General features: G+C 56.6%; 21 protein-coding genes. 14 read left to right on the top strand and 7 right to left on the bottom strand.

What is annotated here, in order from left to right; all coding sequences use genetic code 11:
- From DSM25558_RS29110 to DSM25558_RS12030, 5 genes are all read left to right on the top strand, one after another.
- The coding region (locus DSM25558_RS29110) for a hypothetical protein (RefSeq protein WP_210189139.1) at positions 1–275 on the top strand (275 nt) is incomplete at its 5' end.
- A 195-nt stretch (positions 276–470) separates the two neighbouring features.
- Entirely contained in the window at positions 471–1,415 is a 945-nt protein-coding gene (locus DSM25558_RS12045) for a bifunctional Delta(1)-pyrroline-2-carboxylate/Delta(1)-piperideine-2-carboxylate reductase (protein ID WP_077104998.1), read from the top strand.
- 17 nt (positions 1,416–1,432) lie between these two features.
- Positions 1,433–3,904, top strand: a complete 2,472-nt coding sequence (hrpB, locus tag DSM25558_RS12040) for an ATP-dependent helicase HrpB (RefSeq protein WP_077104997.1) — start codon at positions 1,433–1,435, stop codon at positions 3,902–3,904.
- A gap of 16 nt (positions 3,905–3,920) precedes the next feature.
- Positions 3,921–5,228 carry an ActS/PrrB/RegB family redox-sensitive histidine kinase gene (locus DSM25558_RS12035; protein ID WP_077104996.1) on the top strand — a complete coding sequence of 436 codons (1,308 nt, stop codon included), beginning with the start codon at positions 3,921–3,923 and terminating at the stop codon, positions 5,226–5,228.
- 69 nt (positions 5,229–5,297) lie between these two features.
- On the top strand, positions 5,298–5,888 hold the full coding sequence (locus tag DSM25558_RS12030; RefSeq protein ID WP_077104995.1) for an ActR/PrrA/RegA family redox response regulator transcription factor: 591 nt from the start codon (positions 5,298–5,300) through the stop codon (positions 5,886–5,888).
- A gap of 3 nt (positions 5,889–5,891) precedes the next feature.
- Here the strand turns inward: DSM25558_RS12030 and DSM25558_RS12025 are convergent, their stop codons facing one another.
- Positions 5,892–6,377 carry an MmcB family DNA repair protein gene (locus tag DSM25558_RS12025; protein ID WP_077104994.1) on the bottom strand — a complete coding sequence of 162 codons (486 nt, stop codon included), beginning with the start codon at positions 6,375–6,377 and terminating at the stop codon, positions 5,892–5,894.
- Positions 6,378–6,562: 185 nt separating this feature from the next.
- Here DSM25558_RS12025 and DSM25558_RS12020 point away from each other — a divergent pair, with 185 nt between their 5' ends.
- Positions 6,563–7,249, top strand: coding sequence for a L,D-transpeptidase (locus DSM25558_RS12020; RefSeq protein ID WP_077104993.1), 687 nt, complete (start codon positions 6,563–6,565; stop codon positions 7,247–7,249).
- A gap of 202 nt (positions 7,250–7,451) precedes the next feature.
- On the opposite strand, the gene DSM25558_RS12015 is transcribed toward DSM25558_RS12020, so the two are convergent.
- The 4 genes from DSM25558_RS12015 to hslV all read right to left on the bottom strand — a co-directional run bounded on the left by DSM25558_RS12015 (position 7,452) and on the right by hslV (position 12,769).
- On the bottom strand, positions 7,452–9,620 hold the full coding sequence (locus DSM25558_RS12015) for a malate synthase G (protein WP_077105014.1): 2,169 nt from the start codon (positions 9,618–9,620) through the stop codon (positions 7,452–7,454).
- 122 nt (positions 9,621–9,742) lie between these two features.
- Positions 9,743–10,705, bottom strand: a complete 963-nt coding sequence (locus DSM25558_RS12010) for a DUF1402 family protein (protein WP_077104992.1) — start codon at positions 10,703–10,705, stop codon at positions 9,743–9,745.
- 147 nt (positions 10,706–10,852) lie between these two features.
- Positions 10,853–12,163 (bottom strand): ATP-dependent protease ATPase subunit HslU, encoded by a 1,311-nt coding sequence (hslU, locus tag DSM25558_RS12005; RefSeq protein WP_077105013.1) that lies wholly within the window; start codon positions 12,161–12,163, stop codon positions 10,853–10,855.
- 78 nt (positions 12,164–12,241) lie between these two features.
- Complete coding sequence (gene hslV / locus DSM25558_RS12000) at positions 12,242–12,769, bottom strand: ATP-dependent protease subunit HslV (RefSeq protein WP_045231076.1); 528 nt, start codon at positions 12,767–12,769, stop codon at positions 12,242–12,244.
- 200 nt (positions 12,770–12,969) lie between these two features.
- Here hslV and hisB point away from each other — a divergent pair, with 200 nt between their 5' ends.
- The 7 genes from hisB to coaA all read left to right on the top strand — a co-directional run bounded on the left by hisB (position 12,970) and on the right by coaA (position 17,623).
- The gene (gene hisB / locus DSM25558_RS11995; protein ID WP_077104991.1) at positions 12,970–13,566 is read left to right on the top strand and encodes an imidazoleglycerol-phosphate dehydratase HisB; all 597 of its coding nucleotides are present in this window, start codon (positions 12,970–12,972) and stop codon (positions 13,564–13,566) included.
- Positions 13,567–13,629: 63 nt separating this feature from the next.
- Positions 13,630–14,124: a DUF2628 domain-containing protein gene (locus tag DSM25558_RS11990; protein WP_077104990.1), complete on the top strand. Its 495-nt coding sequence runs from the start codon at positions 13,630–13,632 to the stop codon at positions 14,122–14,124.
- Between the two features lies 1 nt (position 14,125).
- Positions 14,126–14,776: an imidazole glycerol phosphate synthase subunit HisH gene (gene hisH / locus DSM25558_RS11985; RefSeq protein WP_077104989.1), complete on the top strand. Its 651-nt coding sequence runs from the start codon at positions 14,126–14,128 to the stop codon at positions 14,774–14,776.
- A 1-nt stretch (position 14,777) separates the two neighbouring features.
- The gene (hisA, locus tag DSM25558_RS11980) at positions 14,778–15,512 is read left to right on the top strand and encodes a 1-(5-phosphoribosyl)-5-[(5-phosphoribosylamino)methylideneamino]imidazole-4-carboxamide isomerase (protein ID WP_077104988.1); all 735 of its coding nucleotides are present in this window, start codon (positions 14,778–14,780) and stop codon (positions 15,510–15,512) included.
- Positions 15,509–16,285 (top strand): imidazole glycerol phosphate synthase subunit HisF, encoded by a 777-nt coding sequence (hisF, locus tag DSM25558_RS11975; RefSeq protein WP_077104987.1) that lies wholly within the window; start codon positions 15,509–15,511, stop codon positions 16,283–16,285. Before hisA ends, hisF begins: the two co-directional genes overlap by 4 nt.
- A gap of 16 nt (positions 16,286–16,301) precedes the next feature.
- On the top strand, positions 16,302–16,625 hold the full coding sequence (locus DSM25558_RS11970) for a phosphoribosyl-ATP diphosphatase (RefSeq protein WP_077104986.1): 324 nt from the start codon (positions 16,302–16,304) through the stop codon (positions 16,623–16,625).
- Between the two features lie 14 nt (positions 16,626–16,639).
- A complete protein-coding gene (coaA, locus tag DSM25558_RS11965) occupies positions 16,640–17,623 on the top strand; it encodes a type I pantothenate kinase (protein WP_181013834.1) in 984 nt (327 codons plus the stop codon).
- 3 nt (positions 17,624–17,626) lie between these two features.
- Here coaA and arfB read toward each other — a convergent pair whose 3' ends face one another.
- Positions 17,627–18,061, bottom strand: coding sequence for an alternative ribosome rescue aminoacyl-tRNA hydrolase ArfB (arfB, locus tag DSM25558_RS11960; RefSeq protein ID WP_077104984.1), 435 nt, complete (start codon positions 18,059–18,061; stop codon positions 17,627–17,629).
- Between the two features lie 109 nt (positions 18,062–18,170).
- Positions 18,171–19,781 (bottom strand): phosphoenolpyruvate carboxykinase, encoded by a 1,611-nt coding sequence (locus DSM25558_RS11955; protein ID WP_077104983.1) that lies wholly within the window; start codon positions 19,779–19,781, stop codon positions 18,171–18,173.
- A 336-nt stretch (positions 19,782–20,117) separates the two neighbouring features.
- Between DSM25558_RS11955 and chvI the strand changes: the two genes are divergently transcribed.
- Positions 20,118–20,843: a two-component system response regulator ChvI gene (gene chvI / locus DSM25558_RS11950; RefSeq protein ID WP_103587306.1), complete on the top strand. Its 726-nt coding sequence runs from the start codon at positions 20,118–20,120 to the stop codon at positions 20,841–20,843.
- Positions 20,844–20,873: the final 30 nt, after the last annotated feature.

Here is a 20,873-nt window from a genome sequence, read left to right as displayed (position 1 = left end):
AAAACGTGACCGTCAAAGTCTCTTTCAAAGGATGTCAATCTCTCAACATCCCGCAAGCCTCGCCGCCCACGTTTCTCTTTCTTCCATATTCAATTGTCAAAAAACAGACACACATTAGTGTCAAAACCATCAAACCAAAACCCGAAAGTTCAGCTTCCAAAGACCCAACAAACTCGCCAAGTCTTCCAGTTTTCTCCAGAACGAAGGACATCGTCGCTAGCAGCGCCGCCGCCCTCGTCAGTGAGCGGACTTATAGAGGAACACCTCAGACATAGTCAACAGCACCAAAAGAAGAAAAAGAAGAAAAATTGCAAGTAACTGATTTTGTTTGGGTATTTTGGGATTTTTATCAAAACCCCGCTTTTGCGCCTCATAAAGCTGCCGTTTTCCCAACCATCCTGCTGCCTGACCTTCACCAGACAATACGACATTGCTAAGGTCATTCCCGATCACCAGACCGGGAGTATGTAATGCTTGTGCTCAATGAAGAAGAAACGCGCCGCGCGCTCGAATGGCCTCACCTTATCGAAGCAATAGAAAACATGTTTCGCGGTGGCTGTGTGATGCCAGTCCGGCACCATCATGAAGTAGAAGTGCCTGGCGAGAGTGACGCAACACTGTTGATGATGCCTGCCTGGGTTCCCGGCTCCTATATGGGCGTCAAGATACTCTCCGTCTTCCCGGACAACAGTCGGCGTTCCCTGCCTGCCATTTTTGGTACCTATCTCTTGTCGTCTGGTAAAACTGGCGAAATGCTGGCTGCCATAGAGGGTGGTGAGCTAACAGCGCGGCGTACGGCGGCGACATCGGCTCTGGCGGCAAAATATCTCGCGCGTCAGGATGCGTCGTCTATGTTGATGGTCGGAACCGGTCGATTGTCGCTGAACTTGATTGCGGCCCATGCCACTATGCGCCCGCTGACATCCTTCTACATATGGGGACGTAATGCAGCGGCTGCACAGAAGACGGTCGAAGATGCGCGTCAGCTGGGATTTAATGCGAAGGTCTGCAGCGATCTGGAAGAGGTTGCGCGCTCCTCGGATATCATTTCCTGCGCGACATTGTCTAACGAGCCCTTGATCAAGGGCCAATGGTTGAAGCCTGGTGCGCATTTCGATCTCGTCGGCGCGTTCAAGCCCAATATGCGTGAAAGCGATGATATGGCTGTCAAACGTGCCAGTCTCTTTGTCGATACGTTTGACGGTGCGCTAAAAGAGGGTGGCGATATCGTTCAGCCTCTTGAAGCAGGCATTATACGACGCGACGATATTTATGCCGAGCTTTCTGACCTTGTTTCAGGTCGCCACGCGGGACGCAGCAATGGTGATGAGATAACACTGTTCAAATCCGTCGGGGCTGCGCTGGAAGATTTGGCCGGCGCAATCCTCGCTTATGAAAGCATCAAGGCAGTGTAACCCAGTTCGTGAGTAGCATGACACAGACCATAGAGCGAAGCCTGCCGAAACTGCCGGTCACGGATGTACTGGCCGAAATTGGCGAAGCGCTCGCGACCCATGGACAGGCAGTGCTTTCCGCTCCTCCAGGAGCGGGCAAGACGACGCTGGTACCGCTTTACCTGCTCGATCAGCCATGGCGCGGAGATGGCAAGATCATTCTGCTTGAGCCGCGAAGACTGGCAGCTCGGGCTGCGGCCAGCCGGGTGGCGACGCTCTTGGGGGAAACGGTTGGTGAAACCGTGGGCTATCGTATGCGGCTGGATAACCGCATTTCCACCAAAACCAGGATCGAGGTGGTCACCGAAGGCGTGTTTGCGCGCATGGTACTGGATGACCCGGAATTGAGCAATGTCTCCGCTGTCATTTTCGACGAATTTCACGAGCGCTCGCTTGATGGCGATTTCGGCTTGGCACTGGCGCTGGATGTTCGCGCGGGGCTTCGTGATGATCTTCGAATCGTCGTTATGTCAGCCACGCTGGATGTGGAGCGAATCAGTGCCTTGCTGAAAGGTGCACCGGTCATCAAAAGTCTGGGGCGCAGTTTCCCCATCGACATCCGTTATGACGACAGGCCCAATCGTGAGCGGATAGAGGACAGTGTTGCCCGGGCCATCATCGACGCTCATGGATCGGAAGAGGGATCGATCCTCGCTTTCCTGCCCGGTCAGGGTGAGATCACAAGGACGGTAGAGCGACTGGAGGGTCGCTTCGGGCCGGATACGAGCGTCATTCCGCTGTATGGCAACCTGTCCCAGAAGGAACAGGACGCGGCGATCAAGCCGACGGAGCCGGGCAAACGCAAGATCGTGCTGGCGACATCGATTGCTGAGACGTCGATTACGATCGATGGTGTTCGTGTCGTGATTGACAGTGGCTTGCAGCGTCTGCCGGTTTTCGAACCTTCAACCGGTATGACGAGGCTTGAAACAGTGAAGGTATCGCGGGCCTCAGCGGATCAGCGGGCCGGGCGTGCAGGTCGAACGGAGCCCGGCATTGCAATCCGATTGTGGCATGCGGGCCAGACCGCGGCCCTGCCCGCTTTCACTCCGCCACAGATATTGGCCAGCGATCTTTCCGGCCTTGTACTCGATCTCGCTCACTGGGGTGTTACAGACCCTGGCTCACTTTCATTTCTGGATCACCCGCCAGAAACTGCGCTGAATGAAGCGAGGGTATTGTTGGGCAAGCTCGGCGCGCTGGATGCAGCAGGTGCGATTACTCCGCGCGGAAAGAAGATGCGAGAGTTGGCAATGCCTCCTCGCCTGTCTGCCATGGTGATTGCGGCCCAAGACGCAGGCCACGGCAACGAGGCGGGAATGCTGGCGGTGCTGTTGACCGAACAGGGGCTTGGCGGCAACGATATCGATCTTGAAGAAAGGTTGCGGCGCTTCAAAAATGAAAAAGGCGAACGCGCGAATGCAGCCAGAAGTCTTGCCAAGCGGATTGCAGGGCCTCTCGGCAACCGGGGTGGACACCAGGCAGTCAGCGTTGGCGAGCTTTTGCTGCACGCTTATCCAGATCGCATTGCCTTCCAGCGCGGCGGGCGTGGTCGTTACGTCATGGCAAATGGGCGCGGCGCTGAGCTGGCCGAGACAGAACGTCTCGCCACGGAGAAAATGCTGGTCGTTGCCGATGTGACAGGGCGGGCCGCACAACCGCGTATTCTGGCAGCGGCTTCGATACGGCGCGAGGATATTGAAGACCATTTGCCAGACGCAATCACCCAAGAAGACCAGCTATTTTTTGACAAGGCAAGCGGGCAGGTCCGCGCACGGCGCGTCACCCGCATCGGCGCGATTGTTCTGGAAGAAACGCCGCTTGCAAAACCGACAGGAGAAAAAGCGGCGATTGCGCTTGCCAATGGGCTTCGCGACTATGGCCTTGGTCTTTTGTCTCTCTCAAAGGATGCGCAGCAACTGCGCCAGCGTCTTGGCTTTCTTTACCGAACCATCGGCGAGCCATGGCAGGACACAAGCGATGACGCGTTGATTGCCCGGCTGAATGAGTGGTTCATTCCCTTTCAGCATGATGCCAAGAGCCTTCAGGACATCAGGGCAGGCGGCATCATGGATGGGTTGCTGTCGTTGGTACCGCATTCCGCAGCCCGCGAACTCCCCAGGCTCCTGCCGTCCCATTTTGAAGCTCCGACAGGCCAGAAGCACCCCATCAGCTATGATGGCGAGGAGCCGACGCTGACCATTCGCGTGCAGGAGCTGTTCGGCCTGAAGCAACACCCGGCGGTGGCGGGCGGCAAATTGCCTCTGTTGTTGGAATTGACCTCACCCGCGCACAGGCCGATACAGACCACACGGGATCTTCCCGGTTTCTGGGCGGGTTCGTGGAAAGACGTGCGTGCGGATATGCGTGGGCGCTACCCGCGTCATCCATGGCCAGAGGATCCCGCCTCGGCACAGCCGACCAATCGCGTAAAGCCGCGCGGAACGTAGGACAGGAGATCGGCGAATGGCCGTTCAGCCAGAAGAAAACACACGACTTGGTCGTGCCAGTCGCCATATTCGTTTGCAGACGATCGTCTGGCTGCGCTGGCTGGCTGTCGTCGGGCAAAGCGCAACGATCCTGATTGTCGCTTTCGGGCTGAACTTCCCGTTGCCTCTTCTGACATGTGCCGTGCTGATTGGTGCGCTTGCCGTGGCAAATCTGTTCTTATCGGCTCGCTTTCCTGCGACCTATCGTCTAGACCCTTGGGAAGCGACCCTGCTTCTGGCGTTCGATCTGCTGCAACTAACGGCATTGATCTACATCACCGGTGGGCTTTCCAACCCCTTTGCGCCGCTTATCTGCGTACAGGTCATCATCGCCTTCGCGTCGCAGCCGATGAAGCATTCGCTCATGCTGCTGGCCTTTGCGCTTGTCTGCGTCACGGCGATAGCCTTCTCTCCCTTTCCGGTTCCGTGGTATCCGGGTGAAGCATTGCCAATCCAGCTCATCATTCACGTCGGCATATGGTGCTCCATCGTTGCCATGATGTTGTTTGCCGCCTTTTATGCGTACCGCGTGTCGCATGAAGCCAACCAGTTGGCGGATGCGCTGGCCGCCACCGAGTTGGTTCTGGAACGCGAAAAGCACTTGTCTCAACTGGACGGATTGGCTGCCGCCGCTGCACATGAACTCGGCACTCCTCTCGCGACCATCAGCGTCGTGGCGAAAGAGATGGAACGGGAACTGGGCAAGGACGATCGTTTTCGAGAAGACGTGGCGCTGCTCCGCAGCCAAAGCGAACGTTGCCGCGATATTCTGCGCCGGCTAACCTCACTGTCTGCCGAGGGAGAGGAGCATCTGAGCAAGTTGCCGCTGTCCTCTCTCATTGAGGAGGTCATGGCTCCTCACCGCGAATTCGGCATCAAGCTTCGTCTTGTTGAAAAAAGCGGGCGAAGCGGAGAGCCCGTCGGTGCCCGCAATGCTGGAATTATCTATGGCCTTGGTAATTTGCTGGAAAACGCAGTCGATTACGCCAAGGAATCCGTGACGGTTACCGCCGAGCATGATGCGCAACAGGTTAAGGTTATGATCGAAGACGATGGCCAGGGTTACGCCCCTGACATTCTCGCACGGATCGGTGAGCCCTACGTGACCAAGCGCCAGAACGAGGCGCGGGCGGGCGGGCTGGGGCTAGGGTTGTTCATTGCGAAAACCTTGTTGGAGCGTTCCGGTGCCACACTCAGCTTCGAGAACCGTGGACCAGATGCCGCAGGCGCGCGTGTAACGGTGATATGGCCACGCGCCATTATGGACGATAAGAAGAGCAAGTGACTTTATTTTCTTACGGGCTCAATGGGGTCCGATAGACATGTGTGATAAAGACCGCCGGAGGCTGCTGGGATGAGTGACGACAGACAAGAAGACAAGGCAGGGACCACCGCGTCGAATGACGTTGATCCCATCGGCCCGGACAAGTCGCTTCTCATTGTCGATGACGATGGCCCTTTTTTGCGTCGCCTTGCCCGCGCCATGGAAACCCGAGGCTTTGCTGTCGAAACCGCCGAGTCGGTCAGCGAGGGCATTGCCAAGTCTAAACTGGCACCGCCCAAATATGCCGTGGTCGATCTGCGGCTGGGCGATGGCAATGGATTAGAGGTGATCGAAGCTATCCGCCAGCATCGTGACGATACGCAGATCGTGGTTTTGACGGGTTACGGCAACATCGCCACTGCCGTGACGGCCGTAAAGCTGGGCGCTTTGGATTATCTCGCCAAGCCGGCGGATGCGGATGACGTGTTCAATGCGCTGACCCAGCGCGAAGGCGACAAGATGGATTTACCGGAAAACCCGATGTCGGCAGACCGGGTTCGCTGGGAACACATTCAACGAGTCTATGAAATGTGTGAACGAAACGTCTCGGAAACGGCGCGTCGCCTCAACATGCACCGGCGCACCTTGCAGCGCATATTGGCCAAACGAGCACCGAAGTAACCGTCAATCCGAATAGCTTTTGCCGGTAGACCACTCGGCCATCATCAGGCGGCGTGCGGCGGTTCGGGAAAAATCCAGCATCAGCGATTTGCGCGTTGCTGATGGCAATTTATGCTCCGGTGCTTCGCGCAGCATATGAGCGCCGTAGCCGTCCGATACGAACAGTCCGCAGTCTTCGGGAAAGATATCGAGCGGTACCCCGCCATGGGTTGCGAAAAACAAACAGTCGCAATGGCGTCGATAATCCGGCCACTTACGATCGACCCGGAAATCCTCGATGGAGGATTTGATCTCGATGATCCAGATTTCACCCTTTGCAGAAACACTGATGAGATCAGCCCGGCGGCCGCTGGAAAGTGCCAGTTCCGGCAACACCGAATGACGCATCTCATTTAGCAATATCTGAACGCCGCGGCGTACGAGCATCGCGTTCTCTGACTGCCGACCGTCGATTAACGGATTATTGTTGATGATGGAAAGAATAGTCATGGATAAAATCCGCTGAAACGCCCTTCTTCATGTTGCAAAAAGGCCATGAGGCCGTGATTTCGCGCGCCATATTCTTTTGCTGCGATGCAACGGCTTGCCAACTCAAGATTAATCGAAAATAACCGATATATCCAATAGAGCTTCCTACATCGTCTCATATAGGCGATATTTCCCGCGAGAACATCATGCGCATTCGCACTTCCTTGACTGCCCTCGGCCTGTCGTCCGTACTTGCTTTGGGCGGCTGCGCCTCTACGACGAGCCAGACCTCCCCTGCCAGCCCTGCCTCTGCACCAGCCTATGTCGAAACGACTCAGATTTTCGGTGACGAAGTATACGGCGCAACGACCGACGCTGGCTACGCCCTACCGGCCATTCCTATCAACCGCGTGGACAAGCGTTTCCACCGCCAGATCGTGAATTTCGAGACGCCGGAAAAGGCAGGCACAGTCATCGTCAACACCCGTGAACGCTTCCTTTATTACATCCTGCCAGGCGGCAAGGCTGTGCGTTACGGCATCGGCGTTGGCAAGCAGGGTTTCGCATGGGCTGGTGAAGCTTACGTTGCATGGAAGCAGGAATGGCCAATGTGGCATCCGCCAAAGGAAATGGCAGATCGCAAGCCTGAAGTTGCCCGCTACGTCGAAGGTGGCATGGGCCCAGGTCTGACGAACCCGCTGGGTGCACGCGCCATGTATCTTTTCAACGAAAAGGGCCAGGACACGCTGTTCCGTATCCATGGCTCGCCTGAATGGGCTTCCATCGGTACCGCCGCGTCGTCAGGCTGCATCCGCATGATCAATCAGGACGTTATCGACCTCTACAGCCGCGTTCGTCCAGGCCGCACATCCAAGGTCATCGTGATCCAGTAAGATCGCTCTTCCATAAAATTAAAAAGCCGCCGGGGACCACCACGGCGGCTTTTTTATTGCAGATGTCTTTCTCACCCGTCATCCCGCACCTTATGCGGGATCCAGTCAACCCAACTCCTTGGGTTGAAAGACTCTTTCGCGCCGCAGACGCATCGCTGGTGGATTCCGGCTTAGGGCCGTAATAACGGAGAGGGGTTATTCGTCACAACGCCTGCTTCGCCTTCAGCTCCAGACGGCGGCGGTGCAAAACTGGCTCCGTATAGCCGTTGGGCTGCTCCCTGCCCTTCAGCACCAGTTCCAAAGCAGCCTGGAAAGCGATGGAGTTTTCGAAGTTTCCGGCCATTGGCAAGTAGGCCGAATCACCGGCGTTCTGGCCATCGACGACAGCTGCCATACGCTTCATGGTTTCGGTGATCTGTTCTTTCGATACCACCCCATGGCGCAACCAGTTTGCCATGTGCTGCGCGGAAATACGCAGTGTGGCGCGGTCTTCCATCAAGCCGACATTGTTGATGTCAGGAACTTTCGAGCAGCCGACACCCTGATCGACCCAGCGAACGACATAACCCAATATTCCCTGCGCATTGTTATCCAGTTCCCGCTGGATATCCTCGGCACTCCAATTGGGGCGAACAGCGACCGGCACCGACAGAATATCGGAGAGCTTGGCTCGATCACGGCTTTTCAGTCCGTTCTGGACATCAGCAACATCCACGCTGTGATAATGCGTTGCGTGAAGAGTCGCAGCCGTGGGTGATGGAACCCAGGCGGTATTGGCACCGGCTTTCGGATGCGCGATTTTCTGCTCCAGCATTGCCGCCATCAGGTCAGGCATCGCCCACATGCCCTTGCCGATCTGGGCATGGCCGGAAAGACCGCATTCCAAACCGATATCGACATTCCAGTTCTCGTAGGCCGCGATCCAGGAAGCCTGCTTCATATCGCCCTTGCGGATCATCGGGCCGGCTTCCATCGAGGTGTGAATTTCATCGCCGGTACGATCCAGGAAGCCGGTGTTGATGAAGACGACACGATCCTTGGCGGCGCGAATGCACTCTTTCAGATTGATGGTCGTGCGGCGCTCCTCGTCCATGATGCCCATTTTGATGGTGTTGGGTTCCATGCCGATCAGCTTTTCGACGCGCCCGAAAATTTCGGATGCGAATGCCACCTCTTCCGGACCGTGCATCTTCGGCTTGACGACGTACATGGAACCGGCACGCGAATTCTGGCGGCGGCCGTTGGGGCCGACGTCGTAAAGGGCGATCAGGCCCGTCACGACCGCGTCCATGATTCCTTCGGGGATTTCCTTACCATCCCGATCCAGCACCGCAGGGTTCGTCATCAGGTGGCCGACATTGCGCACCAGCATCAACGAGCGACCGGGAACCGTCAGCGCAGAACCATCCGGGGCGGTATAATTGCGGTCGGCATTGAGACGGCGAGTGAAGGTTGAACCGCCCTTGGCTACTTCTTCGGTTAGATCACCGCGCATCAGGCCGAGCCAGTTGCTGTAGGCCACGACCTTGTCGTCGGCATCGACCGCAGCGACGGAATCCTCGCAATCCATGATCGTCGTCAGCGCTGATTCGAGGATGACGTCGGAAATACCCGCCGCATCGCTCTTGCCGATATCCGTCGATGGATCGATCACGATCTCGAGGTGCAAGCCGTTCTTTTCAAGCAATAGCGTCGAGGGCGCGGATGCTTCGCCGCCAAAACCCGCGAATTGGGCAGGATCGGCCAAAGCAGTCCAGGTGCCATCAAGCGCGATCTGCAATGTACCATCGATGATTTTGATGCCAGAGGCGCTGGACCAGCTGCCGTTCGCCAGAGGCGCGGAGCGATCCAGAAAATCCCGAGCCCAAGCAATGACCTTTGCCCCGCGCTTTGGGTTGTAGACCTTGCCCTTCTCCGCACCATCATCGTCGGAAATCGCATCCGTGCCGTAAAGCGCATCGTAGAGCGAACCCCAGCGGGCATTGGCAGCGTTCAACGCATAGCGCGCATTCATCACTGGAACCACAAGCTGCGGACCAGCAAGCAGGGCAATTTCGGGATCAACATTTTGCGTATCGACCTTGAAGGCGCCGCCTTCCGGCAGGAGATAGCCGATCTCTCTGAGGAAAGTCTCATATTGACCGAGATCCACCGGCGCGCCGTTTTCGCGGTACCAGGCGTCGAGTTTTTCCTGAAAGGCATCACGCTTGGCCAGCAGGTCGCGATTTTTCGGCGAAAGCTCGTGCACAATCTCGGAAAAGCCCGCGAAAAAGGCGTCTGCGTCGAGACCCGTTTCCGGCAGGACATCGTCTTTCAAAAAGCGATAGAGCGTTTCGTCAAATGAAAGGCCGTGCTGTTCGATGCGGCTCACCATATATCTCCCTTGTCATTATTGGGTCAGAGAGTGGACGCTGAGAGGCTGCCTCGTCAATCACAAGCCAGCGTCAAACGGTTTTCTTTTTCAGAAATATTCCGCCTAACCTTGCTTGAAAATTATAAAAGCTTCTGGAGCTCCGGCAGCTTGTCGTTAACCAGCCAGCCATAATAATTTTCCTCAGGCCACAGAGGCGCTTCGCCGCTTGCCGCCCTTTGACGGTTTTTCTGGGCAAGCACCGCGGCGCGCTGCTGCGATCCACCCAGATTATAGAGCGTGGATGTCAGGCCCGGGTTTTTGGAAATATCCATGTCCGCAATCGACTTGTAGTCGTCAATGGATTTGCGGATGGCGGCGGCCATGTAAGCCAGCGAACGGTCCGGGTCCATGATAGAGGTATAGACCGCTGCGGCATCATTCTCGTCCAGCTTTTCGAAGCCGGAAACGCGCGCAACCCTGTCCGACAGCATCAGTGCCGTCAGCGGATTGATCTGGCCAAGGCCAAAGGTCTGGCCCGCATAGAAGGGCTGGAAGAAAACCGAGCTGAAGCGATTGTCCGGATAGCTGACGCCATCAACCTTCTTGCCTCGGAAGCTATCGTCCCAGACGTCTTCCCGGCATGTCCAAAGGCTGGCCGAATCGCGCTTTGTCTCGCATTTGGAAAATTGCGAATGCGTCAGAAACTGCGCGATGCTTTCGTCTTTATAGCCGAAGCGGAAACTGTTTCCGGCATAGGAAGCAGCCTTGACGTAATAGGATTGCAGCCGGTCATAGGCGTCGACATTGTAGGTGTGCTCACCCACGATAGCGCCGACCATATGGATCGGGTCGATGCCGTAGCGGCTTGCGGTCGATTTGATCTTGGAAATCAATTGCTGATCGCTTGAAAGCAGGTCGATGACCTTCTGATATTTGCGATCGAACGTGGAATTCGAGCCTTTCGTTCGGCGCGCCGATGCACCGGGAACGCCTGGTTGCTCCGCATTGCGGTTACCAGGGGGTACCGTCGCCGCCTGAGCGAACGAGGGAGAAACCACGCCGAAGGCGAAAATCGCGGCCAATGCCAGAAGAGTTTTACGCACGGGAGATGCCTTTTCTTCGACCGGGTTTAAGACCGGACCATTCCTTCAAAAGCTATTAACGCTTTCATTAGCGAAAAGCGTGGCCAAATGTCGAGAGAAGGCAAGTAAAATAAGAGTGCGGCCAACTGGGCCGCGCTCTGACGCCGTTTAAAGGATGTAGCGGGAAAGATCGGTATCGGCAGCGATATCGCCGACATGCTCCTTTACATAGGCCTGATCGATCGTCACAGTAGAGCCGCCACGATCCGGGGCGTTGAAGGAAATCTCATCCAGCACTCGCTCCATTACAGTCTGCAGACGACGCGCGCCAATATTTTCAACGGACGAATTCAGATGAACTGCCACGTCGGCAAGAGCGTCGATGGCATCATCGGTGAATTCAAGATTCAGCTCTTCCGTTGCCATCAGCGCGATATATTGGCGGATAAGGCTTGCTTCGGTTTCCGTCAGAATACGGCGAAAATCTTCCTTGGTCAGAGGCTTCAGCTCGACGCGGATTGGCAGGCGACCCTGAAGTTCGGGCAAGAGGTCGGATGGTTTGGACACATGGAAGGCACCGGATGCGATGAAGAGAATATGGTCGGTCTTGACCGGTCCGTATTTGGTCGACACAGTCGTGCCCTCCACCAGCGGCAGCAGATCGCGCTGCACGCCTTCGCGGGACACACCGGCACCCATGCCGCCATCACGCGCCGCAATCTTGTCAATCTCGTCCAAAAAGACGATGCCATCATTTTCCGTGGACTTCACCGCCTCGCGCTGGATCAGCTCATTGTCCAGCATCTTGTCGGATTCATCACGAATGAGATCCGCATAGGATTTTTCGACTGTCGTGCGCACTTTCTTGGTCCGGCTGCCCATGGCTTTGCCGAACATATCGGAAAGATTGAGAACACCGATATTGGCACCCGGCGGCATGCCGGGAATATCGAAGCCGGGCATGCCTGAACTCGTATCGGCGACCTCGATGTCGATTTCCTTCTTGTCCATTTCGCCGTCGCGCAGCTTCTTGCGGAAGCTTTCACGTGTCGCTGGCGAGGCTGTTGACCCGACCAGCGCGTCTAGCACTCGTTCTTCTGCACTGGCATGGGCTTTTGCCTGCACTTCCGTGCGTTTCTTTTCGCGGACGAGGCCGATACCGATTTCTACCAGATCGCGAATGATCTGCTCGACATCGCGACCGACATAGCCGACTTCGGTAAACTTCGTGGCTTCGACCTTGATGAAAGGTGCGCCAGCGAGCTTCGCCAGACGGCGGGAGATTTCCGTCTTGCCGACACCGGTCGGTCCGATCATCAGAATGTTTTTCGGCATGACCTCGTCGCGCAGGCTCTCATCCAGCTGCTGGCGGCGCCAGCGATTGCGAAGGGCAATGGCAACGGCGCGCTTGGCATCATGCTGACCGATGATGTGGCGGTCGAGTTCGGAGACAATCTCGCGAGGAGAAAAGTTCGTCATCATGTTCCTTTCGGCGTCCTGTTGCGGCCAGCCATCAAGGCCCGGCCCACAGAACCCATGGGTTTTGGAAGGCGCAGCTTACTCTGCGTCGAGCGTTTCAATCACGAGATTATGGTTGGTGTAGACGCAGATATCCGCAGCGATATCGAGCGACTGGCGCGCAACCTCTTCCGCAGATTTCTCCGAGTCCATCAGCGCACGCGCCGCCGCAAAGGCGTAGTTTCCGCCAGAGCCGATGGCGATGGCACCATGTTCGGGCTCCAGAACATCGCCATTTCCGGTAATTGCCAACGTAATCGATTTATCGGCCACCAGCATCATGGCTTCCAGATTGCGGAGATACTTGTCCGTGCGCCAGTCCTTGGCCAGTTCGACGGCCGCGCGCATCAACTGTCCGGGATATTGCTCCAGCTTCTTTTCAAGACGGTCGAGCAGTGTGAAGGCGTCTGCCGTGGCACCTGCAAATCCGGCAATCACGTCGCCGCCTTTGCCAATGCGGCGCACTTTGCGGGCGTTGCCCTTCATCACCGTCTGGCCCAGACTGACCTGTCCGTCACCGGCCATCACAACCTTGCCGGCCTTTCTCACAGTAATAATCGTTGTCATCAAACACCTGTTTGCCCCTAAGAGGGCGCTGTAACGGGATACGTCTTCGATCCGCTTCGCAATCTATGTAAGTCCCGTTTTTACGATTGCAAATCGAGCCGGCACGGCAAGATGCGATGCATCTGCGCAAGACGATGGAATGGCTGGATATTTGCAAGCTGTGCTGCTAAGGAACGCCGATATTGATACGGAGCAGCCCCATGGCAGAGCGTAGAGCCGAGATTTCCCGCAAGACCAACGAAACGGATGTTTCCGTACGCGTTGACATCGACGGGACAGGCAAGTCGAAGATTTCCACCGGTGTGGGCTTCTTCGATCATATGCTCGACCAGCTCAGCCGCCATTCGCTGATCGATATGGAGATCACTGTTAAGGGTGACCTGCATATCGACGATCACCACACCGTCGAAGACACCGGAATCGCCATCGGCCAGGCCATCTCCAAAGCGCTGGGAGACCGTCGCGGCATTACCCGTTATGCGTCGCTCGATCTTGCCATGGACGAGACTATGACCAAGGCTGCCGTGGATATTTCCGGCCGCCCGTTTCTGGTCTGGAATGTCGTATTCTCTGCCCCGAAAATCGGCACCTTCGACACCGAGCTCGTGCGCGAATTCTTCCAGGCCCTGTCTCAGAATGCCGGCATCACCCTGCATATTCTGAACCATTACGGTGCCAACAATCACCATATCGCCGAAACGTGCTTCAAGGCGGTTGCCCGCGTGCTGCGTGCAGCCACCGAGATCGATCCACGTCAGGCAGACCGTGTTCCCTCGACAAAGGGCATGCTGGCCTGACCCATCCGACATCGGGGCAAATGACCCGATACGCCAATCCAAGCGAAGCTGTCAGGAACGTCAATGACATCGTATCTGGTTCTGGAAGCACCCGGCGGACCGGACAGAGATCACCGCTCTACACGGTTTATTGCTGACCGTTTTTCTTGGCTTGCACTGTTGTTTCCCTGGGTATGGTTTGCGGTCCAGCACCTATGGTGGCTGGCAATCGGGATCGTCGTCTTGCAAGTTGCGGCAGGCCAAGTTTCGGGATTGGACGGATACGCCGTCACCGGAGGATTGTTCGCGCTTACTATCGGATTGATAGCCGGATTCGAAGGTCGCAATATCGTGGTTCGGCATCTCATCTCCAAGGGGTGGGCACTGAAGGACGTCGTCACGGCATCTGATCTTGCGACAGCGGAAGACATCTACTTTTCCAACCTACCTGACGATGAAATGTCGCAGGCAAGCACGATTCCGCAGCCGGACTGGAAACAGGATGGTAAAAACGGCAACGGGTTCATAAGAAACGATCCAGCTGGGTCGTTTCAGTTCGATCTGAATGGAAGGCGCTGATATGCGTGTGGCAATTATCGATTACGGCTCCGGCAATCTTCGCTCCGCGACGAAAGCCTTCGAGCGCGCTGCCCGCGAGGCCGGTATCGATGCAACCATCGATCTGACCGATAATCCGGAAAGCGTTGCATCCGCAGACCGGATCGTCCTGCCGGGCGTCGGTGCCTATGCAGACTGCCGTGCTGGACTCGACGCCGTGACCGGCATGCATGAGGCGCTGATCGAAGCGGTGGAACACAAAGCCCGCCCCTTCATCGGCATCTGTGTCGGCATGCAGCTGATGTCCTCACGCGGATTGGAAAAGACCACGAGTGAAGGCCTTGGCTGGATCGAAGGCGATGTCGTGGAAATGACACCCTCAGATCCCACCTTGAAAATTCCTCAGATCGGCTGGAATACGCTCGACCTGCACCGCCCTCACCCGTTGTTCGACGGCATCAAGACGGGCGCGGATGGCCTGCACGCCTACTTCGTGCACTCCTATCACCTTGCCGCCAACCATGCTGACGATGTCATCGCCACAACCAATTATGGTGGCGCGATGACGGCTTTCGTTGGTCGCGACAACAAGGTCGGCGCGCAGTTCCACCCGGAAAAAAGCCAGACGCTTGGCCTAGCCCTCATCTCGAATTTTCTGCGCTGGAAGCCCTGATATGATCCTATTTCCCGCAATCGACCTCAAAGACGGCCAGTGTGTTCGCCTCAAGCTTGGCGATATGGAGCAGGCCACCGTCTACAACGAAGACCCGGGCGCTCAGGCCAAGGCCTTTGAAGACCAGGGCTTTGAGTGGCTGCATGTCGTGGACCTTAACGGCGCTTTCGCAGGCCAGACCGTGAATGGTGACGCGGTCGATACCATTCTGAAGTCGACTAAGAATCCCGTTCAGCTCGGTGGCGGCATCCGCACGCTGGAGCACATCGAGGCATGGCTGAGCCGTGGTCTTGCCCGGGTCATTCTCGGCACCGTTGCCGTGCGCGATCCGGTTTTGGTGATGGAAGCCTGCAAGCGCTTCCCCGGACAGGTCGCCGTCGGCATCGATGCCAAGGGCGGCAAGGTAGCGGTGGAAGGCTGGGCGGAAGCCTCAGAGCTTGGCGTGATCGAACTGGCCAAGCGTTTCGAGGGTGCAGGCGTTGCCGCCATCATCTACACCGATATCGACCGCGACGGCATCTTGGCTGGCATCAACTGGGATTCCACGCTGGAACTGGCCGACGCCGTCTCCATCCCCGTCATCGCCTCGGGCGGTCTTGCCTCCATCGAAGACATCAAGCGCATGCTGGAGCCAGATGCGGCCAAACTGGAAGGCGCGATCTCCGGTCGTGCGCTGTATGATGGCCGTATCGACCCAGCAAACGCGCTGGCGCTCATCAAGGAGGCGCGCGCATGACGCTGAAAGCTAGAATTATCCCTTGTCTCGACGTTAAAGACGGCCGTGTCGTCAAGGGCGTCAATTTCGTCGATCTGATCGATGCCGGTGATCCGGTTGAGGCTGCCAAGGCATATGACGCCGCCGGTGCAGACGAGCTTTGCTTTCTCGATATCACGGCGTCATCCGACAATCGCGATACGATTTTCGATGTCGTGTCTCGCACCGCTGATCACTGCTTTATGCCTGTCACTGTGGGCGGCGGTGTTCGCGCCGTCGGTGATATTCGCAAGCTGCTTTTATGCGGTGCAGACAAGGTGTCGATCAACTCCGCTGCCGTCAAAGACCCGGATTTCGTGGCACGGGCTGCGGATAAGTTCGGCAACCAGTGCATCGTCGTTTCCATTGATGCCAAAAAGGTTTCCAACGCTGGCCAGACCGATCGCTGGGAGATTTACACCCATGGCGGCCGTCAGCCGACTGGCATCGATGCCGTTGAATTCGCCATCAAGATGGTGGAGCGCGGTGCGGGTGAACTGCTCATCACTTCCATGGACCGCGATGGCACCAAAAGCGGTTATGACATCGCGCTGACCCGCACGATTGCCGATCAGGTCCGCGTGCCCGTTATCGCCTCCGGCGGTGTCGGCACGCTGGATGATCTGGTTGCCGGCGTGAAGGATGGCCATGCGACGGCTGTGCTTGCTGCCTCCATCTTCCATTTCGGCACCTATTCCATCGGTGAAGCCAAGGCCTACATGGCCGACCATGGCATTGCCATGCGCCTCGATTAATCCAGGGTACTGATAGATGACCAGCTTCTCCCTTTCCGATCTGGAGCGCATCGTGGCGGAACGCGCAAGTGTCTCTCCGGATCAATCATGGACGGCAAAACTCGTGGCCGCGGGCCAGTCCCGTGCCGCCAAGAAGCTTGGCGAAGAGGCTGTGGAAACCGTCATCGCCGCCATTTCCAACGATCGCAAGAACCTGACGGATGAGGCGGCCGATCTGCTCTACCATCTGCTGGTCGTCCTGAAAATCGCCGATATTCCACTGGCGGATGTCTATGCGGAGCTGGAACGTCGTACCGGGCAATCCGGTCTTCAGGAAAAGGAATCGAGGCCTCATAAATGACGACCGTGGCACGCATGGGAGGACAAGGCATGCCAAACACGCTCGATCATTTCCGCCCCGACGAATATTCACCCTATTATTTCTTCAGCTCGGAAGAGTGGTCGAAATTCCGCGCCGATACGCCACTGACGCTGTCGTCAGATGAGCTCAAGCGACTACGCTCGCTAAACGACCCCATCGATATGGATGAGGTTCGGCGCATCTATCTGTCGCTGTCGCGCCTGCTGTCCACCCATGTCGAAGCGTCGCAGCTTCTGTTCGATCAGCGCAATCAGTTCCTCAACATGGCCGATGTGAACAAGACGCCTTTCGTGATCGGCATTGCCGGATCCGTTGCCGTGGGTAAATCCACCACCGCCCGCATTCTTCAGGAGCTTCTGGCACGCTGGCCTTCCAGCCCCAAAGTCGATCTCATCACCACAGATGGTTTTCTCTATCCGAACGATGTTTTGCGGCGCGACAATCTGATGGAGCGCAAGGGTTTTCCCGAAAGCTACGATATCGGCTCTCTCTTGAGATTTCTGTCAGCCATCAAGGCCGGGCAACCGGATGTGAAGGCGCCCCGCTACTCCCATCTGACCTATGACGTCGTTCCCAACGAATTCACCACCATCGACCGGCCCGATATTCTGATCTTCGAGGGAATCAATGTTCTTCAATCGCGCGATTTGCCAGCCGGCGGACGGATCGTGCCAATGGTATCGGACTTCTTCGACTTTTCCATTTATATCGATGCCGACGAGCCGCTGATCCACAATTGGTACGTCAACCGATTCATGAACCTGCGGCAGACGGCCTTCCGCGATCCCTCGTCATACTTCAATCGCTATGCGTCGATATCGGAAGAAGCGGCCCGTGCGATTGCCGAGGGGCTTTGGGAAAACATCAATCTCAAGAATCTGCGGCAAAATATCTTGCCATCACGCCCGCGTGCCGACCTGATCTTGCGCAAGGGACAAAACCACCTGATCGACACGGTGGCACTTCGCAAGCTTTGAGCGCTATTCCTTATCGGGCCTGCTACGCATCTTTTTAACGTCGGAACGGCCGGATTTGGCTTTGAGACGCCGCTCGACCGAACCCTTGGTGGGTTTCGTTGCCCGGCGCACAGGTGGTGGCGGTTCCGCGGCCTTGAGGACCAGTTCCTTTAGCCGTTCCCGCGCATCTTCGCGGTTCCGCTCTTGCGTGCGAAAGCGGTTGGCCTCGATCATCAAGACGCCGTCCTTCGATACCCGCCTGCCGCCTAAATGAAGCAGGTTCGTTTTGACGCGATCAGGCAGAGACGGAGAATTGGCGACATCGAAGAACAGTTGAACGGCGGTCGACACCTTGTTGACATTCTGCCCGCCGGGACCACCAGCCAGCACGAATTGCTCCGTCAGTTCCCATCCGGCGATCGTGATTCGGTTGCTGATAAATAGCGGGGCGCTGGCCATGTTCGTTCTCCGGCAGCGGTGATGCCACAGATCTGGGCGGATGGAAACCATACACAAAAACGAAAAACCCGGCACAAGGCCGGGTTTCACGTGAATCCATTTTCAGTTTTTACTCGGCAGCAGCCAGCAAGCCAGGTGCTGCATCGCGAACCTTACCGTCGACATGATCTTCAAACTTGGTGAAGTTCGTCACGAACATCGAGACCAGTTTCTTGGCCTGCGCGTCATAGGCTGCACCATCGGCCCAGGTCGAGCGCGGGTCGAGAATGCCGTTATCGATACCCTCAAGCGCTGTCGGAACCGCAAAGCCGAAGTTCACATCCGTGCGGAACTGGGCGTTTTTCAGTTCGCCTGTCAGTGCTGCACTCAGCAACGCGCGGGTTGCCTTGATCGGCATACGCTTGCCAATGCCATAGGCTCCACCGGTCCAGCCGGTGTTGACCAGCCAGCAATCAACGCCGTGCTTGCCGATGAGATCCCGCAACAGGTTGCCGTATTCCGCCGGGTGGCGCGGCATAAAGGGTGCGCCGAAGCAGGTCGAGAATGTCGCTTCCGGCTCGGTCACGCCCTTTTCAGTGCCAGCAACCTTCGCCGTGTAACCGGAAAGGAAGTGGTACATGGCCTGTTCCGGCGTCAACCGGGCAATCGGCGGCAGCACACCGAAGGCATCCGCCGTCAGCATGATGATGGTCTTGGGATGACCGGCAAGGCCAGTATCAGATGCATTCGGAATGAAGTGCAGCGGATAGGCGCTGCGCGTGTTTTCCGTCAGCGACGTATCATTGAAATCCGGAACGCGGTTTTCATCGAGAACGACGTTTTCCAACACCGTACCAAAGCGGCGGGTCGCGGCATAGATTTCAGGCTCGGCCTCTGCCGAAAGCTTGATGGCCTTGGCATAGCAACCACCTTCGAAGTTGAAGATGCCGTCTTCGCCCCAACCATGCTCATCATCGCCGATGAGGGTACGCGACGGATCAGCAGACAGCGTGGTTTTGCCGGTGCCGGACAAACCGAAGAATACGGCAGCGTCACCATCAGGACCGACATTGGCAGAGCAATGCATGGGCATGACACCCTTGGCGGGCAGCAGGTAGTTGAGAACGGTGAAGACAGACTTCTTGTTTTCACCCGCATAGGACGTGCCGCCAATCAGAACCAGGCCCTTGGTCAGATCGCAGGCAATCACGGTTTCGGTGCGAACGCCGTGGCGTGCGGGATCGGCCTTGAAGCTCGGCAGGTTGATGATGGTGAGCTTCTGCTTGAATGTGCCAAGCTTTTCGCGGGCTGGACGAATCAACAGGTTGCGAATGAACAGACCGTGCCAGGCAAGTTCTGTCACGACGCGGGTTGGAAGGGCATTGTCCTCATCCGCACCGCCGATCAGGTCCTGCACATAAAGTGTCTTACCCGCAGCATGCGCAAGCATATCCTTGTGAAGAATGTCGAAATGCTCAGGCGAAAGCGGCTTGTTGTTATCCCACCAGACTTTATCTTCTGTGGAAGCGTCGCGCACCACGAACTTGTCCTTTGGAGAACGACCCGTGTGCTGGCCGGTGACCGCACGCAATGCGCCGTCAGAAGTCACGTCTGCCTCACCGTTGCGGATCGCATGTTCGTACAATTCGCTCTCTATGAGATTGTAGTGAACCGCAGAAACGCCAGTCAGACCGAGTGCCGACAGTCCATTTTCAGGATTATGTACTCCAAGTTCCTCCACGGGCGCGTTCCTTTTCGTTAAACAAAGCCGTTGAAATTTTCACGGAAATTAATCCCGGTTGAAACAAAAGACAAGACCGACTTTAAAAATAATCAATAATTTCAATATATTAATCGATTTAAAAGATTTTATTCCATTTTAAATCGGTTTAGTTCCCAGTTGAATCCGGCAATGTCTGCCTCTGCGGAATTTACTGCTGCTCGCCGTCCGAAAAAGCTACTCTTTTCCTTTGCCACAATTTGTTCCACCTTTATACTCATGAGAAAGGCTCACGGCGCAACCTTTGGCTGGGGTGCATGTCGGGAGTATTGATGAATGACGCTGGAGACCAATATTATGCAGACAATTGCGCTTGTGGATGATGACCGGAATATTTTGACGTCGGTCTCGATCGCGCTTGAAGCAGAAGGTTACAAGGTCGAAACATATACTGATGGCGCGTCTGCCCTCGATGGGCTGGTTGCACGCCCACCTCAATTGGCGATTTTCGATATTAAGATGCCGCGTATGGATGGCATGGAGCTCCTGCGCCGCCTGCGCCAGAAGTCCGACCTGCCGGTTATCTTCCTCACCTCGAAAGACGAGGAAATCGATGAGCTGTTCGGCCTGAAAATGGGCGCGGACGACTTCATCACCAAACCTTTCTCTCAGCGCCTTCTGGTCGAGCGCGTCAAGGCGATTCTTCGTCGCGCCAGCAGCCGGGATGCGGCGGTGCCGGGTGCGAGCCCGCTGAAGCCGACAGCAGACCAACAAGCGCGCACTCTGGAGCGTGGCCAGCTTGCCATGGACCAGGAACGCCACACCTGTACCTGGAAGGGCGAACCTGTGACATTAACAGTCACGGAATTCCTCATCCTGCATTCGCTGGCGCAGCGCCCCGGCGTCGTCAAAAGCCGCGATGCACTGATGGACGCGGCCTATGACGAGCAGGTCTATGTCGATGACCGGACCATCGACAGCCACATCAAGCGCCTGCGCAAGAAGTTCAAATTGGTCGATAACGACTTCGACATGATTGAAACACTCTACGGTGTGGGATATCGGTTCCGCGAAGCAGCCTGAGACAGGGCCGAGACATGATGACGCCGCAAC

This window comes from Agrobacterium sp. DSM 25558 (genome assembly GCF_900100825.1).
Classification (GTDB): Bacteria; Pseudomonadota; Alphaproteobacteria; order Rhizobiales; family Rhizobiaceae; genus Agrobacterium.
This window is presented reverse-complemented; position numbering and strand designations above follow the sequence as displayed.